This window comes from Nonomuraea sp. MTCD27 (assembly GCF_041950495.1).
Lineage (GTDB): Bacteria > Actinomycetota > Actinomycetes > Streptosporangiales > Streptosporangiaceae > Nonomuraea.
In genome coordinates, this window is record NZ_JBGNUW010000005.1 from 410,557 (window position 1) to 425,484 (window position 14,928).

Below are 14,928 nucleotides of genomic sequence, written 5' to 3' on the forward strand. Positions count from 1 at the left end.
TGGAGCCATGGCTAGCGAGGCGAATGCTGATCAGGGCCCGATCCTCTTCTGGTGCGGAGTCGCGGTCGCCGAGTTCGGTGCGATCCAGCCGAGTTACGGCTACCCGTGGACTCCGACCGCCTACGCCGCCGCGGCGCTGCTCGTGGCACTCGGCTTCCTCAGCGTGAAGGCCGCCGACTACCTGCGCACCGAGGAGGCCAGGCAACGCCTGCGGCTCGGCGGCTACCTGGCCGGGGCGCTGCTGGTGGCACACCAGTTCAGCTCCACCGCCTACGTGACCGGCCTCAGCCGGGCCGGCTCGCTGCTGCTCTACGCGATGGCGGCGGTGATGGCGGTCTGGAGCCACCGGGTGCCCCACACGACCAGACCGGCGCTCCTGATCGCGACCGGCCTCGACCCGGCCGCGCTGCGCGAGCGGCTGGCGAGCGCGACGGACACGGTGGCCGTCTACCGCACCGAGCGCGTCACCGACGAGCTGCGCGACCTCGCGGCCCGCTACGACCTCATCCTCGTCGTGGGCGCCGAGCACGATCCCCGGGTCAAGGAGCGGGTGAGCGCCTCCGGCCTGAGCCGGGAGATCCCGGACATCGCCGAGCGCGAGGTGCTGGTGGCGGGCCCGCGGCCGTTCAAGCGGTACGTCGCCGGAGCCTTGTCACGCCTTGCTGTCCCGAGGTCACAGATTCATTTCAAATCCGGGCAAAGGGTTTAGGCCTACCATACGCCCGGTCTGGAAGCGTGGGCCCCGTCTGAAAGCGTAGGCGACAGGCAAGGAGGCAAGGTGACGACTTCTGACATCGCCGAGTCCGCGACGACTTCTGATATCGCCGAGGCCGCGATGATGACCTTCCCCGGCAGCGCCCGTGTCGAGATGGTCATGGGCATGCCGGTGAGCGTGGACATCCGCACCGCCCTCCCGGCACGCGAGCTCATCCCCCTGCTGGACAACGCGTTCGCCTGGCTGAGATGGGTGGACGACACCTTCAGCCCGACCAAGGAGGACAGCCAGATCGGCCGGCTCAACCGCGGCCAGACGATCAGGCAGATCCCCGAGCTCGTCGAGGTCCTGCACCGCTGCGACGAGCTCAGCGAGGCCACCGGCGGCTGGTTCGAGGCCCGCATCAACGGCGTGATCGACCCCTCCGGCTACATCAAGGGCTGGGCGCTGGAGCGGCTGTCGCGGGCGCTGTCCAACGCCGGCGCCGGCGACCACCGCATCACCGCGGGCAACGACATCAGGGTGCGCGGCTCGGCCGCCCCGGGCGAACGCTGGCGCGTCGGGGTGCGCGATCCGCGCGACGACACCGTACGCAAGGTCGTCTTCGCCCACGACCTGGGCCTGGCCACCTCCGGCGGCGCGCCCATCGTCAACCCGCACACCGGAGAGGTCCAGACCGGGCTGGGCTGGGTCACGGTGATCGGCCCCGACCTCGGCCTGGCCGACGCCTACGCCACCGCGATCTACGCCATGGGCCCCCTGCCGGGCCGCCGCTTCGCCACCGACCTGGCCCGCTCGGGCCCGTACGAGACCATGATCGTCACCCACGACGGCCAGGAGCTCACCACCCCCGGCTTCGCCCGCTACAGCACCGCCCAAACCCGCCTGGCCGGCTGACCCGCCCACCACCGACACCGCCAGGCCGCCCAGCCCGCCCAGCCCGGCGTGCCGCACCGCGTTCCTCAGCTCCAAGCAGGCGCGCCCCACGAGCCGGCCCGCCGATCCGGCGGGGCCGGCCGGGGCCCCGCGGTGGGCCGACCCCGGCCATCGGGACCGGCACCCGCCGCAGAACCCTGGCCCTGAAGACCGACCCGAAGACGTATGCGCGAAGTCCTCCCTCGAAGCGGCGACGCTAGGCGTCGGGATGTTTGCGCAGATATTCGATGTAGATCGGCCGCAGTGCCTCGCCGAGCTTGCCCTCACCCGCCGCGATGGCGTCGCTGAGCAGCGCGGAGACCTTGCTGAGGTCGTTGGCGGTCTCGTTGGAATGACCGCTGGCGGCCTCCGCCGCCGGGATCACCTTAAGCAACTCCCACAGGAACCCCAGGTCCCCATGGCGCACGGCGTAACGCACCGCCCGATCGTGCAACTCGTCGGCCGGCAGCGACTCGAGCCCGTTCGCGTTCGCGTCCATCTCGATCCCTCCCCTGCACGCCTCTTCCCCCCGTTGGACCGACGATAACCGGCGACTACCGACAGTGACCGAAGGGCATCGTAGTGACTGCGCCCCTATCGCAGCGCCGATCACAAGTGGGAGGATCAACCAGCGTGAGATTCATCATCAGAACCATCGCCGCGGCAGTGGCCCTGTGGGTGGCTATCCAGTTCATCGACGGCATCGATGTGGACGCCCCCACCAACACGGCCAGATACTGGGGCGTCCTGCTGCTCGTGGCCCTGATCTTCGGTGTCATCAACGCCATCGTCAAGCCCATCGTGAAGGCGCTCGGCTGCGCGATCATCGTGCTGACACTGGGACTGTTCCTGCTCGTCATCAACGCGGCCATGCTGCTGCTGACGAGCTGGATCGCCGGCGAGCTGGACATCCCCTTCCATGTCGACAACTTCTACCCGGCCGCGTTCTGGGGGGCGATCATCATCAGCGTCGTGAGCTGGCTGCTCGGCCTGTTCATCCCCGACAACGACTGACCCTTCCCTATGGAGCTCGACGGCGCCGGCCTGACCTGCGCGCAGGTTCACCACGCCGCGTACGACGGGGCCCGGGTCACGATCGCCTCCCTGGATCGGGCCCGGGCCGCGTGGGCCACCGCTCAGGAGCTGACCGGCCCCGTGTACGGCAAGAGCACGGGGGTGGGGGCGAACCGGGACGTCATGCTGGAGGGAGCGGGCCTCGGCCTGCTGCGCAGCCACGCGTGCGGCGCCGGCCCGCCGATCGGGCCCGCCCGGGCCAGGGCGATGCTCGTGGTCCGGCTCAACCAGCTCCTCGCGGGCGGCTCCGGCGTCGATCCGGCCGTCTGCCGGGCGCTGGCGTACGCGATCGAGCACGGCTACACCCCGCCGCTGCGCACGTACGGCGCCATCGGCACCGGCGACCTCACGGCGCTGGCCACCACGGCCCTGTGCCTCCTGGGCGAGCTCCCCTGGCACCGCGACCCCCAGCGAGCCCCCGCGGACCCGCCCCGCCACGACTTCGTCCCGGGCGACGCGCTGCCGTTCATCAGCTCGGGAGCGGCCACCCTGGCCGACGCCGCCATCGCCGGTCACCGCCTGCGCCTCCTCCTCGACGCCGCCGTCGACGTGGCCGCGATGTCGTTCACCGCCGTGGACGCCTCGGCCGAGCCGCTGGCCGCCGCCGTGCAGGAGGCCCGGCCGCATCCCGGCCAGGCCGCGGTGGCCGCCCGGCTGCGCGGCCTGCTCTCCCACGAGCCCACCACCCGCATCCAGGACCCGTACGGCTTCCGCGCCTTCGCCCAGGTGCACGGCGCCGCCCTGGACGCCCTCGCGAGAGCCGTCGCCACGATCGAGGTCGACCTCAACTCCCCCACCGAGAACCCCCTCATCGCCGGCGGCCTGGCCTGGCACAACGGCAACTTCCATTCGGCCCCCGTGGCCCTGGCCCTCGACGCGCTGCGGGCCGCGCTCGTGCAGACGGCCCAGCTCAGCACGGCCCGCCTGGCCACCCTCATGGACCCGGCCTACACCGGTCATCTCCCCTTCCTCGCCGACAGCCCCGGCGCCTCGGGAGCCCTGATCCTCGAGTACGTGGCCCAGGACGCCCTGTCCGACCTCCGCCACCTGGCGACCCCGGTGACGACGGGCACGGCGGTGATCTCGCGGGGCGCGGAGGACCACGCCGGCTTCGCCACCCAGGCCGCCCGCCACACCCTGCGCTGCCTGGAGCCCCTGGAGGTCGTGCTGGCCTGCGAGCGCACCGCCGCCGCCCGCGCACTCCACCTGGCCACGCCCGACCGCCCGCTCACCGAAGACCTGGAGGAATCCCGCCGCGCCCTGTCACGGCACCCGCCGCACCGGCTATGACGCCTGGGCGACCGAGCCGCGCTCCCTGAGCGTGGGCTTCTGCACGACGCGCCGCCGCCGGGTGCCACCGTCCGCGGCCGCCGCGATCAGCCGCACCGCCGCCCGCACGATGCCGTCGATGTCCCAGTCGACGGTCGTGAGCCCCGGCGTGAGCAGGCCCGACATCGGATGATCGTCGTAGCCCATGACGGACACGTCGCCGGGCACGGACATACCGAGCTCCTGCGCCGCCGCGTAGACCCCGTAGGCGATGGAGTCGGCGAAGCAGAACACCGCGCTCGGCTTGTTGCCGCTCAGCAGCTCGTGGGCCGCCGCCGTGGCCCCCGCCAGCCCGTGAGGGGCGGTGGTGACCTCGATGTCCAGGCCCAGCCGCTCGGCCTCGGCCGTGACGTGCACGTCGGCGGGCCGGTCGGGCGTGCTGGCCCGGGTCGGGGTGAGGACGGCGATGCTGCGGTGGCCCAGGGCCCGCAGGTGCTCCAGGGCCAGCGTCACCCCGCGCCGGTTGTCGAAGACGACCTCGCCGGCCGTGCCGGAGATCGAGTCTCCGATCGCGACCACCGGAACCGACTCGCACAGCTCGGGCCAGAACGCGGCCGCCGGGTCGATCGGCTGCACGATCATCCCGTCCACGCGCTGGTCACGGAGCTGCTGGGCCATGGCCCGCTCCCTGGCCGGGTCGCCGACCGCGTCGAGGATCAGGGCGTAGCGATCCTTCTCCCGCAGGCCCCTGCTGATGCCGACCGCCAGGGACTGCTGCCAGAGGTCCTCCAGCGAGCCGCACAGCAGGCCGATCATGCCGGTGCGCCCGCTGGCCAGAGCTCTGGCGATGGGATCGGCCTCGTAGCCGAGCTCGGCGGCCGCGGCACGCACGCGCTCCATCGTCTCCTCCGACACCTGCAGGCCGCGTAGCGCGTAGGAGACGGCCGCCGGTGACAGGCCTGTGGCCTGGGCCACCTCACGGATCGTCGCTCTCTTGCGAGGCATTACGCCAGCCTATTGCGTAGCACCGACAGACGCCGATTTCCCGCCACGATCCTGTCGGGTTCGCCACGCGGTGGGGGACTCGCCGGGCGCGTCACCGTCCGGCAGGGCGACACCCGTTGACAAGCGCCAAGTGAAGCGGTTCACTGAACCGTATCACTGAAGCGTTTCACAAGGGAGACATCACAGCGTGAGGCGTTTACATGTATTGTGAGTAGGAAATAGCGGAAGGAGGGCCGCGACCATGAGCGTCGACGTGCATCAGCACCTGTGGACAGGCGCGTTCGTCGATGCCCTGCGCGCCCGCACCTCCCCTCCCCGCCTCGACGGCTGGACGCTGATCCTCGACGGCGAGCCGCCGTACGAGGTGGATCCCGCCGACCACGAGCACCGCGACACCACCGGCCTGGAGCTGGCGCTGGTGTCGCTGTCGAGCCCGCTGGGCATCGAGTTCCTGCCTCCCGAAGAAGGCCGGCCGCTGATCGACGCCTATCACGACGGGGCCCTGGCGCTGGGCGAGCCCTTCGGGGCGTGGGCGGCCACCTGCCACAGCGAGCCCGACCCGGACCGCCTGGCCAAGGATCTCGACCGCGGTTTCGCGGGCCTGCAGATCCCCGCCACGGCCGAGCCCGACGACCGGCTGCTGGAGGTGCTGACCGCCAGGGACCTGCCGCTGTTCGTGCACCCCGGTCCGGCCGCCCCCATGGCCGGCGCGCCGCCGTGGTGGCCGGCGCTGGTGCCGTACGTGCAGCAGATGCACGCGGCCTGGCACTACTTCCACGCCGTCGTCCGGCCCCGGCATCCGCGGCTGCGGGTCTGCTTCGCGCTCCTCGCGGGGCTGGCGCCGCTGCACTCGGAGCGTCTGATCACCCGGGGCGGCGGCGGGCGCGGCCTGGTCGACCGGGACTTCTTCGTGGAGACCTCCTCGTACGGCCCGCGCGCCATCGACGCCATCGTCCGCGAGCTCGGCATCGACGTCGTGGTCAACGGCTCCGACGCCCCCTACGCCACCGCCCCCGACCCCGGACTCGGCGCGGCCGCCGGCCACGCCATCACGGTCGTCAACCCCCGCCGGCTACTGCGCGGGAGTGCCGCCGACTGGAGGAGCGGCGGGAGCGAAGCGACCGGAGCGGGAGAAGGCGGGGGAATGTGGCGACCGGGCCCGCCGAACGGAGTGAGGCCATGAGCAGGGAAGGAGACTCGTACGTGAGCACCACTGAGCAGATCCAGGACGGGGGCACCTGTGCGGGGCTCCCGGAGCGCACTCTCGACCGCCGTGAGCTGCGCGACCTGGTGGACGAGCTGGCCGCCCGCCCGGAGGAGTGGCGTGACCAGGTGGACTTCCCGGCGGACGGCGGGCGCCACTACGCCTCGCTCTACCGCGACGCGTACGTGGACGTCTGGCTGCTGTGCTGGCGCCCAGAGGACGACACGGGTTGGCACGACCACGACATCTCCTCGGGAGCCGTGCACGTGGTGCGGGGGGCGCTGCGGGAGTGCAACCCGCGCATCGGCGGCGAGCACCTGGAGACCGTGGTGCCGGAGGGGCAGTCGTTCTCGTTCGGGCCCGACCACATCCACCGGCTCACCGGCGCGGTGGACGAGAGCGTCTCGATCCACGCCTACTCGCCGCCGCTGTGGCGGCTCGGCCAGTACTCGATCGACCCGAGCGGCGTCATGCGCCGCGTGTCGGTGAGCTACGCCGACGAGCTGCGGCCTATGGACGACCCGATCGGCTCCGTGGCCTGAGCACGCAGCAGGTTCCGCACGGCTCGACGTCCGGCAGCGTGATCCACAGGCAGCACGTCCTGCGGAAGAAGCCGTCGTCGGCGGGCTCGACGAGCCCGTCGACCGGCCGGCCGACCTCCTTCAGCAGGCTCATGTAGTCGCCGGGCACGATCGAGACCAGCGGGTGGGCGATCGCCTCCGCCGTGGAGCCCCACAGCGTCCGCTCACCCACCTTGGCGACGGAGCCGATGGCCTCGACCAGCGGCCGCTGCGCCTCCTCCAGCGCCCCGGCGATCGCGGAGGCGCCGGTGCCCCAGCTCACCCGCGTGGCCGCGAGCGTCACCCCGGCGTCCGACACCTTGAAGTACGTGTCCGCGAGCCGCATGACCGGCACCCGCCCGTCCAGCGCCCACCCGAGCGCCATCGGCAGCGTGTGCCAGTATCCGAACGTCTTCCAGAACAGCGCCGCGCCGACGTGCCGTGGCGCGTTCCAGCGCGCGGCCGTCTCGTCGATGAGCCGGCACAACAACGTGTACGGCTCCCGCACCAGCTCGCCGACCGGCGTCCAGCTCTCGTCGGGCTCGACGACCAGGCCGGGCTCCACCCCGAACACCCCGCCACGCCCGTCGGCAACACGCTGGAGGGTCTCGGTCAACACGCTGGAACTCCCGGGAAATCTAAAGGTTAGCCTTACCTAAAGTAGCAGGGCGACCGGCGAACCACCCAGCCACGATCTGCGCCGCGATCACTCCCAGCCCCGTCGCCAGCGGCACCGTCCAGCCGCCCGACACCTGCCTGAGGAACCCGAACAGCAGCGGCCCGAGCGCCGCGATCACGTACCCCACGGACTGCGCCACGGCCGACAGAGCGGTCACCGTGGCGGGATCGGCCGGCCGCAGCGCGATGATCAGCAGCGCCAGCGCGAACGAGGCCCCCTGGCCGATGCCGAGCACGACCATCCACAACCATGGGAGGGTCGTCGGGGCCAGCAGCACGCCCAGGTAGCCGAGCACGGTCAGGACGCCGGCCCCGACCACGTACGGCACCTGCGAGGCGCGCCGCCCGGCCAGCACGGGGACCGCGAGCGAGGTGCCGACCTGGACCAGGTTCGTCAGGCTGAGCAGGTAGCCGGCCTGGTCGGCGGGGAGGCCGGCCTCCAGGTAGATCGTCGGCAGCCAGGCCAGCATGACGTAGAAGGTGAGCGACTGCAGGCCCATGAGCGCGGTGACGTACCAGGTGACCCGGCTGCGCAGCACCGTGCGGAAGGGTCTGGGCCCGGTCGGCCCGCCAGGCTGCTTGCGCAGCGCCTGCGGCAGCCAGAGCAGCGCCGCCAGCAGCGCGGGGACGGCCAGGAGGGCCGAGACGCCGCGCCAGCCGTACCCGGTGGCGTGTTCGAGCGGGATCACCAGCGCGGAGGCGGCCGCCGCGCCCGCCACCACGCAGGAGACGTAGACGCCGGTCATGAGGTTGACCTGAGTGGGGAAGTGCTGCTTGACGATGCCGGGCATGGAAACGTTCATCACGGCGATCGCGGTGGCGGCCAGGGCCGAGCCGAGGTAGAGCACGGGAGCGCCGTCGAGTCCGCGCAGCGCGAGGCCCGCCGCGATGACCAGCAGGCCCGCCAGCAGCGTGCGGTCGAGGCCCACGCGCCGGGCGAGCATCGGCGTGAGCGGACCGAATACGCCCAGGCAGACCACCATGACGGTGGTGATCGCGCCGCCGCCCGCGGGCGAGAGGCCCACGTCGTTCATGATCTCGTCGAGGAGCGGGGAGACCCCCGCGATGGCGGGGCGCAGGTTGAGCGCGGCCAGCGCGAATCCGATGACCAGCAAGGCGGATCTCAACGACATAGAGGACCACTCTCGCACAAGCCCTTGACAACGTTGTCTACCCCTCCCGATTAGGAAATGATCCTGGCGTGAGACCGACCATGAAGGACGTCGCCTCGGCGGCGGGCGTGGCGCTGAAGACCGTCTCGCGCGTCGTGAACGGCGAGCCGGGCGTGCACCCGGCCACCGCCGAGCGGGTACGCACGGCCATCGACCGGCTGGGCTACAGCCGCAACGAGAGCGCCCGGGTGCTGCGCAGGGGCACGACCGCCACGATCGGGCTGGTCATCGAGGACGTCGCGGACCCGTTCTACTCGGGTTTGAGCAGGGCCGTGGAGGCCGTCGTGATCGACCACGGCTGCCTGCTGCTGAGCGGCTCGTCCGGGGAGGAGCCCGGCAGGGAGCGCGAGCTGGTCGAGACGTTCTGCGCGCGCAGGGTGGACGGGCTGATCGTGGTGCCCGCCGGCGACGACCACACCTACCTGCGGTCCGAGCTGGAGGCGGGGACGCCCGTGGTGTTCGCGGACCGGCCGCCGGGGGCGGGGATCGACGTGGACACCGTGCTCACCGACAACGTGGGCGGCGCCCGGCAGGCCGTACGCCACCTTCTGGTCCACGGCCACCGCAGGATCGCCTTCCTCGGCGACGACCCGGCGATCTTCACGGCGGCCGAGCGGCTGCGCGGCTACCGGGCGGAGCTGGGCGGGCTCTTCGACGAGCGCCTGGTGGCGATGCGGCCGCCGGCCCTGGAGTCGGTCCGCGCCGACCTGGAGCGCATGCTCGCCCTCGACGACCCGCCGACGGCGCTGTTCACCGGCAACGGCCGCTACACCGTGACCACCCTGCGGGCGCTGGCGGGGCGGCGGCCGGCGCTGGTCGGGTTCGACGACTTCGAGCTGGCCGACCTGCTCGACCCGGGGGTGAGCGTGGTCGCGCAGGACCCGTACTGGATGGGGCGGGTGGCGGCCGAGCTGCTGTTCCGCCGCCTGCGCGGCGACTCGGGCCCGCCCGAGCACATCGAGCTCCCGGTACGCCTCATCGCCCGCGGCTCGGGCGAGACCCTGACGGGCTAGGTCCGGACCTGGGCCCGGGCGGGCCGCAGCACGCCCGCCAGCGCGAGCGCCACCAGGATGCCCGCACCACCGGCCGCCGCGATCGCGTACGAGGGCGCGATCACCTCGCCCAGCACCCCGACCAGCGCCGCACCGGCGGCCTGCCCCGTCATCAGCCCCGCCGACTGCAGCCCGAACGCCTGCCCCCGCACCTCCTCGGGCACCACGTCCACGAACCGCCGCTGCAACCCGAGCTGGTACGACAGCCCGGCCGCCGCCACCGCCGCGAGCACGGCCGCCCAGACCACCCCCGGCGTGAACGCGAACGCCAGCCACGGCACCCCCAGCAGCACCGCCAGCGGCAACGACAGCCGCTCGCGCAGCTCCGGCGCCGCGAAGCGCCCGACCGCGAACTCCCCGACCGCCATCCCGCCGGCCGCCGCCGCGAGCACCACCCCGGCCTGCCCCTGCCCGCCCATGTAGGGCACCACCATGGCCTCCGCCCCCGCCAAGCACACGCACGGCAGCCATGCGGCCAGCAGCAGCCCGCGCACCCGGCCGTCGGCCAGCAAGAGCCGGTTGACCCGCAACGTCTGCCGCACCGCCCCCGCCCCGCCCGGGCCGTCCGCACCCCGCGCCGGCCGGTAGGGCAGCCCGAACCGCAGCACCACCGCCGCCACCACGGACAACCCGGCCGTGGCGGCCAGCGCGCCCGACGGACCGGTGACGGCCAGGAAGGCGCCCCCGACCGCCAGCCCCGCGATCTGCGCGCCCGCCGAGGCCACGTTGAGCACCGAACGCCCCAGCACGAACGCGTCCCCCGGCAGCACCTCAGGCAGCATCGCCGCCCGAGCCGCGAAGAACACCGGCGAGAACAACCCCGTGACCAGCACCAGGACCAGCAACCCCCACACCGGCAGCCCGGCGTAGGCCAGCAGCAGGCAGGTGACCGCCCTGACCAGTTCCCCCACCACCATCAGCGCCCGCGGCGACATCCGGTCGGCCAGCGAGAGCAGGAACAGCCCGCCCGCGATGTACGGGAGCCACCCGGCCATGTACGCGGCGGCCGAGAGCCCGGGCGACCCGGTCCGCGCGTACACCAGCACGGACAGGGCCAGCATCTTGATCCCGTCGGCGCCCACCAGCAGCACGAAGCTGCCGAACAGCACCCGGAACTCCTTGACGGCGAACACCTCGCCGAACGTCGCGCCCTTCACGGTCCCGATGGTGTGGCCCGGTCCCGCATCGGGGCGACTCTTTCGGATATAACCGAAAGATGATGGTGACGATCGAGGTCGTCCCGCAGGACCTGATGGCGAGCAGGTTCGCGATCTCGCCGCTCATCGAGACCATGCACGCGCAGTGGGTGCTCGCGGGCCGCTACCGGGCGGGCGTGAACGGGCCGTGGGTGGCGCGGTGGCGGGAGACGTACGAGGGGCTGGTGCGCGAGCACCCCGCGCTGAGGGCGGCCGCCGCGATCAGCGGCAACAAGGGGGACGCCAACGTCGACTTCATCGCGCCGCCCCCCACGGCCGTGGACGTGCCGTTCGAGGCGGAGCTGGCCGCCATGCGCGCGACGCCGCTGGAGCAGGCGCACGCCGAGATCGCGCGGGTGCTGGCCAAGCGCCCGCCCGTGGCCGGATGGGTCAGGGACCTGCTGCTGGGGCCGGAGGTCGTGGCGCGGTTCGCGGACGCGTACGAGGCGTTGTGGACGTACGTCCTGTCCCACGAGTGGCCGCGGTTCCGCGCGATCCTGCAGCGTGACGTGGCGCAGCGGGCGGGGCGGCTGGCCGCGTACGGGTGGCAGGCGGCGCTGGAGGACCTCAGCCCGCGCGTGCACTGGCGGGCCGGCGGCCGGATCGAGATCGACATGATGTCCACCGGCCGGATCCACCGGCTCGACGGCAAGGGGCTGCTCTTCCTGCCCTCGGCGTTCCTGGACAACATCGGCACCTACCTGGAGGACGCCTGGCCGTACGCGATGATCTACCCAGCCCGGGGCACCGCGGTCCCGGTGCCCGCGCCCGGCGCGGACTTGGCGGCGCTGATCGGCCGCAGCCGTGCCCGCATCCTCGCCGAGCTGGCCGAACCCGCCACCACCACCCAGCTCGCCGCCCTGCTCGGGCAGAGCCTGGGCACGACGGGCGGCCACGTCTCCGCCCTGCGCAGGACCGGCCTCATCACCGGCACCCGCACCGGCCGCAGCGTCCTGTACACCCGCACCCCCTTGGGCGACGCCCTGCTCGGCGGCTGACGCCGTCTCTCGCCTCCCTCGTGGACCTCCGGCGACGTACGACGGGGAGGGACGAGCACACCGGTGTAGTCTTTGCGCATCAGTTCTGCAACTTTGTTCACGCAACGCAACCAGGAGCGCGCGCATGAATGCCGCCGACGTCGCACCAGAGGCGCAGGCCAGGTTCCCCCATGAGCTGATGTACGCGGCGGCCCAGCAGTACTACATGGAGGACGCCACCCAGGGCGACATCGCCAAGCGGCTCGGCGTCAGCCGGGCGACCGTGAGCCGCCTGCTCACCGAGGCCCGCAGGCAGGGCATCGTCGAGATCAAGGTGCACCGCCCGGCCACTCTGGAGGACGGCCCGCTGGCCGCCGAGGTGGCCCAGGCGCTCAACCTGGAGCGCGTCTACCTGGTCCCCAAGGTCAGCGGCCCGGCGCTGGGCCCCTGGCTGGCACCCGGCGTGACCCGCGCGCTGGCCGCCGTCGGCCTGGAGTCGGGCGACGTCGTGCTGGTCTCCTCGGGCACCACGGTCTACGAGTGCGCCCGCCAGGGCCTGGGCCAGTATCCGGGCGTCACGATCGCGCCGGCCGTGGGCGGCCAGGAGGAGCCCCAGCCCTGGTTCCAGACCAACGAGACCACCCGCATCCTGGCCGAACGCTCCGGCGGCGTGCCCGCCTACCTCTACGCGCCGGCCCTGCCCGGCCCCGAGCTGTTCTACTCGCTGCAGCACGAGCCGTCCGTGCGGCGGGTCATGGACCTGTGGGCGCACGCCAAGTGCGCGATCGTGGGCGTCGGCTCGGCGCCGCTGATGCGGCAGATGGTGCCCTCCCTCATGCCGCGCGACGCCGACAGCCTGCGCCAGGCCGTGGGCGACGTGTGCATGCGGGTCTACGACCGCGACGGGGCCCCCATCACGTACCCGGGCAGCGAGCGCCTGGTCGCCACGAAGCTGGAGGAGTTGCGCCGCATCCCGCACACGATCGCCGTCGCGGTCGGCGCGGAGAAGGTGCTCTCGATCGTCGCCGGGGCCAGGGGCGGCTACTTCAACCAGCTCGTCACCGACACCCCCACCGCGGAGGGCCTGGTCGCAGCCGCCCACCAGCTCTGAACACTTTTGCTGGACAAAGTTTCTGACCGCGCGCTAACGTGAGCCGCACCACAGGACGTGCCCTCCTGTGAGGGCATGTCCCTGTCTCGGGGGCAGCGAGCGTCATTGATCAGCGAGTGAGGAATGAACCCGTGAACAGAGCTCAGATGCGGACCACCGCGTTCGCCGCAGTGGCAGTGCTCGCCGGCTCGGTGCTGGCCGCGTGCGGCTCAGGATCCGGCTCCACCAGCGGGGACACCGGCGGCAACCCCGGCGGCGGCGACCTGCAGGGCGCAAAGGTCGCCTTCCTCATGCCCGACCTCGCCTCGACCCGCTACGAGCTGCAGGACAAGCCGCTGTTCGAGGCCAGGATGAAGCAGCTCTGCCCGAGCTGCGAGGTCATCTACCAGAACGCCGACTCCGACGCGGCCAAGCAGCAGCAGCAGGCCAACAGCGCGCTCGCCCAGGGGGTCAAGGCCATCGTGCTCGACCCGGTCGACTCCGCCGCCGCGGCCACCATCGTCAAGACGGCCCAGTCGCAGCAGGTCCCGGTCATCGCCTACGACCGCCCGATCCCGGCCACGCCCGCCGACTACTACATCTCGTTCGACAACGAGAAGATCGGCTCCATGATCGCCCAGTCCCTGGTCGACCACCTCAAGGCCGAGCAGGCCGAGGGCGGCATCCTCCAGGTCAACGGCTCGCCCACGGACGCGGCGGCCGGGCTGATCAAGAAGGGCATCCACAGCGCGGTGGACCCCAGCGGGTTCAAGCTGCTGGCCGAGTACGACACCCCCGACTGGCAGCCGGAGAAGGCGCAGACCTGGGTCAGCGGCCAGATCACCCAGTTCAAGGACCAGATCGTCGGCGTGGTCGCGGCCAACGACGGCACCGGCGGCGGCTCGATCGCCGCGTTCAAGGCCGCCGGCGTGAAGGTGCCGCCGGTCACCGGCAACGACGCCGAGATCGCCGCCGCCCAGCGCATCGTCTCGGGCGACCAGTACAACACGATCTCCAAGCCCATCAAGATCGTGGCCGAGGCGTCGGCGAACGTGGCCTGGGAGTTCATGCAGGGCAAGAAGCCCGCCGGCAAGGCCACGCTGTACAACACGCCGTCCGAGCTGTTCGTCCCCACGGTCGTGACCAAGGAGAACATCAAGGAAGTGCTGTTCGACAGCGGCATCATGAAGGCCGCCGACGTGTGCACGGGTGAGTACGCCAAGGGCTGCGAAGAGCTCGGAATCAAGTAATGAGCGTCCTTTCCCTGCGCGGCATCAACAAGACCTTCGGGGCGGTGGCCGCGCTCACCGACATCGAGCTCGACGTCGACGCCGGCCAGGTCGTCGCCGTGGTGGGCGACAACGGCGCGGGCAAGTCGACGCTGGTCAAGATCCTTTCGGGCGTGCACCCGCCGGACTCGGGCACGATCACGTTCGAGGGCCGCGACGTGGAGATCCCGACCCCGGCCGCCGCCCACAAGCTGGGCATCGCCACCGTCTTCCAGGACCTGGCGCTCTGCGAGAACCTCAACGTCATCCAGAACCTCTTCCTCGGCCAGGAGATCCGCCCGCTGCGGCTGAACGACGTGGCCATGGAGACCCGCTCGTGGGAGCTGCTCCGCCAGCTCTCCGCCAAGATCCCCAGCGTGCGGGTGCCGGTGGCGGCGCTGTCGGGCGGCCAGCGGCAGACGGTGGCGATCGCCCGGTCGCTGCTCGGCGACCCGAAGGTCATCATCCTGGACGAGCCCACCGCCGCGCTGGGCGTGGCCCAGACGGCCGAGGTGCTCAACCTGGTCGAGCGGCTGCGCGAGAACGGCCTGGGCGTGATCATGATCAGCCACAACATGGCGGACGTGAAGGCCGTCGCCGACACCGTGGCGGTGCTGCGGCTCGGCCGCAACAACGGAGTGTTCGACGTGGACCAGGTCTCCACCGAGGACATCATCGCCGCCATCACCGGCGCCACCGACAACGTGGTGTCCAGGCGGGCGGCGCGCGGGCAGGAAGGACAGTCGTGACCGC

16 protein-coding genes are annotated in these 14,928 nt (G+C 72.1%); 11 read left to right on the top strand and 5 right to left on the bottom strand.

The window, feature by feature from the left end:
* Positions 1–7: 7 nt before the first annotated feature.
* On the top strand, positions 8–709 hold the full coding sequence (locus tag ACBJ59_RS17755) for a hypothetical protein (protein WP_375111313.1): 702 nt from the start codon (positions 8–10) through the stop codon (positions 707–709).
* 69 nt (positions 710–778) lie between these two features.
* Positions 779–1,612, top strand: a complete 834-nt coding sequence (locus ACBJ59_RS17760; protein WP_375111314.1) for an FAD:protein FMN transferase — start codon at positions 779–781, stop codon at positions 1,610–1,612.
* Positions 1,613–1,847: 235 nt separating this feature from the next.
* On the opposite strand, the gene ACBJ59_RS17765 is transcribed toward ACBJ59_RS17760, so the two are convergent.
* Positions 1,848–2,129: a hypothetical protein gene (locus ACBJ59_RS17765; RefSeq protein WP_364115227.1), complete on the bottom strand. Its 282-nt coding sequence runs from the start codon at positions 2,127–2,129 to the stop codon at positions 1,848–1,850.
* Between the two features lie 134 nt (positions 2,130–2,263).
* Here ACBJ59_RS17765 and ACBJ59_RS17770 point away from each other — a divergent pair, with 134 nt between their 5' ends.
* Together ACBJ59_RS17770 and ACBJ59_RS17775 are read left to right on the top strand one after the other, a co-directional pair.
* Entirely contained in the window at positions 2,264–2,644 is a 381-nt protein-coding gene (locus ACBJ59_RS17770) for a phage holin family protein (protein ID WP_364115225.1), read from the top strand.
* 9 nt (positions 2,645–2,653) lie between these two features.
* Positions 2,654–3,994 carry an aromatic amino acid ammonia-lyase gene (locus ACBJ59_RS17775; RefSeq protein ID WP_375111315.1) on the top strand — a complete coding sequence of 447 codons (1,341 nt, stop codon included), beginning with the start codon at positions 2,654–2,656 and terminating at the stop codon, positions 3,992–3,994.
* Here the strand turns inward: ACBJ59_RS17775 and ACBJ59_RS17780 are convergent.
* A complete protein-coding gene (locus tag ACBJ59_RS17780) occupies positions 3,989–4,978 on the bottom strand; it encodes a LacI family DNA-binding transcriptional regulator (protein WP_375111316.1) in 990 nt (329 codons plus the stop codon). The two genes, ACBJ59_RS17775 and ACBJ59_RS17780, sit on opposite strands and share 6 nt — an antisense overlap.
* A gap of 241 nt (positions 4,979–5,219) precedes the next feature.
* Here ACBJ59_RS17780 and ACBJ59_RS17785 point away from each other — a divergent pair, with 241 nt between their 5' ends.
* Both ACBJ59_RS17785 and ACBJ59_RS17790 read left to right on the top strand, forming a co-directional pair.
* Positions 5,220–6,161, top strand: a complete 942-nt coding sequence (locus tag ACBJ59_RS17785; RefSeq protein ID WP_375111317.1) for an amidohydrolase — start codon at positions 5,220–5,222, stop codon at positions 6,159–6,161.
* A 20-nt stretch (positions 6,162–6,181) separates the two neighbouring features.
* Positions 6,182–6,724: a cysteine dioxygenase family protein gene (locus ACBJ59_RS17790; RefSeq protein ID WP_375111318.1), complete on the top strand. Its 543-nt coding sequence runs from the start codon at positions 6,182–6,184 to the stop codon at positions 6,722–6,724.
* Here the strand turns inward: ACBJ59_RS17790 and ACBJ59_RS17795 are convergent.
* Complete coding sequence (locus ACBJ59_RS17795; protein ID WP_375111319.1) at positions 6,693–7,361, bottom strand: hypothetical protein; 669 nt, start codon at positions 7,359–7,361, stop codon at positions 6,693–6,695. The genes ACBJ59_RS17790 and ACBJ59_RS17795 overlap by 32 nt on opposite strands.
* 19 nt (positions 7,362–7,380) lie before the next feature.
* On the bottom strand, positions 7,381–8,553 hold the full coding sequence (locus ACBJ59_RS17800) for a CynX/NimT family MFS transporter (protein ID WP_375111320.1): 1,173 nt from the start codon (positions 8,551–8,553) through the stop codon (positions 7,381–7,383).
* 68 nt (positions 8,554–8,621) lie between these two features.
* Between ACBJ59_RS17800 and ACBJ59_RS17805 the strand changes: the two genes are divergently transcribed.
* On the top strand, positions 8,622–9,605 hold the full coding sequence (locus ACBJ59_RS17805; RefSeq protein WP_375111321.1) for a LacI family DNA-binding transcriptional regulator: 984 nt from the start codon (positions 8,622–8,624) through the stop codon (positions 9,603–9,605).
* On the opposite strand, the gene ACBJ59_RS17810 is transcribed toward ACBJ59_RS17805, so the two are convergent.
* Complete coding sequence (locus ACBJ59_RS17810; protein ID WP_375111322.1) at positions 9,602–10,801, bottom strand: MFS transporter; 1,200 nt, start codon at positions 10,799–10,801, stop codon at positions 9,602–9,604. The two genes, ACBJ59_RS17805 and ACBJ59_RS17810, sit on opposite strands and share 4 nt — an antisense overlap.
* A gap of 59 nt (positions 10,802–10,860) precedes the next feature.
* Between ACBJ59_RS17810 and ACBJ59_RS17815 the strand changes: the two genes are divergently transcribed.
* From ACBJ59_RS17815 to ACBJ59_RS17830, 4 genes are all read left to right on the top strand, one after another.
* A complete protein-coding gene (locus ACBJ59_RS17815; protein WP_375111323.1) occupies positions 10,861–11,838 on the top strand; it encodes a DUF5937 family protein in 978 nt (325 codons plus the stop codon).
* Between the two features lie 124 nt (positions 11,839–11,962).
* Positions 11,963–12,928: a sugar-binding transcriptional regulator gene (locus ACBJ59_RS17820; RefSeq protein ID WP_375111324.1), complete on the top strand. Its 966-nt coding sequence runs from the start codon at positions 11,963–11,965 to the stop codon at positions 12,926–12,928.
* 131 nt (positions 12,929–13,059) lie between these two features.
* Entirely contained in the window at positions 13,060–14,157 is a 1,098-nt protein-coding gene (locus tag ACBJ59_RS17825) for a sugar ABC transporter substrate-binding protein (protein WP_375111325.1), read from the top strand.
* Positions 14,157–14,924: an ATP-binding cassette domain-containing protein gene (locus tag ACBJ59_RS17830; protein WP_375111326.1), complete on the top strand. Its 768-nt coding sequence runs from the start codon at positions 14,157–14,159 to the stop codon at positions 14,922–14,924. The genes ACBJ59_RS17825 and ACBJ59_RS17830 overlap by 1 nt, the downstream gene beginning before the upstream one ends.
* Positions 14,925–14,928: the final 4 nt, after the last annotated feature.

What these genes read in the sequence shown, in the direction of transcription:
- ACBJ59_RS17800 (WP_375111320.1), bottom strand. Translation starts at nt 8,553, where the DNA reads ATGTCGTTGAGATCCGCCTTGCTGGTCATCGGATTCGCGCTGGCCGCG.
- ACBJ59_RS17755 (WP_375111313.1), top strand. Translation starts at nt 8, where the DNA reads ATGGCTAGCGAGGCGAATGCTGATCAGGGCCCGATCCTCTTCTGGTGC.
- ACBJ59_RS17775 (WP_375111315.1), top strand. Translation starts at nt 2,654, where the DNA reads ATGGAGCTCGACGGCGCCGGCCTGACCTGCGCGCAGGTTCACCACGCC.
- ACBJ59_RS17815 (WP_375111323.1), top strand. Translation starts at nt 10,861, where the DNA reads ATGATGGTGACGATCGAGGTCGTCCCGCAGGACCTGATGGCGAGCAGG.
- ACBJ59_RS17820 (WP_375111324.1), top strand. Translation starts at nt 11,963, where the DNA reads ATGAATGCCGCCGACGTCGCACCAGAGGCGCAGGCCAGGTTCCCCCAT.
- ACBJ59_RS17830 (WP_375111326.1), top strand. Translation starts at nt 14,157, where the DNA reads ATGAGCGTCCTTTCCCTGCGCGGCATCAACAAGACCTTCGGGGCGGTG.
- ACBJ59_RS17765 (WP_364115227.1), bottom strand. Translation starts at nt 2,129, where the DNA reads ATGGACGCGAACGCGAACGGGCTCGAGTCGCTGCCGGCCGACGAGTTG.
- ACBJ59_RS17780 (WP_375111316.1), bottom strand. Translation starts at nt 4,978, where the DNA reads ATGCCTCGCAAGAGAGCGACGATCCGTGAGGTGGCCCAGGCCACAGGC.
- ACBJ59_RS17785 (WP_375111317.1), top strand. Translation starts at nt 5,220, where the DNA reads ATGAGCGTCGACGTGCATCAGCACCTGTGGACAGGCGCGTTCGTCGAT.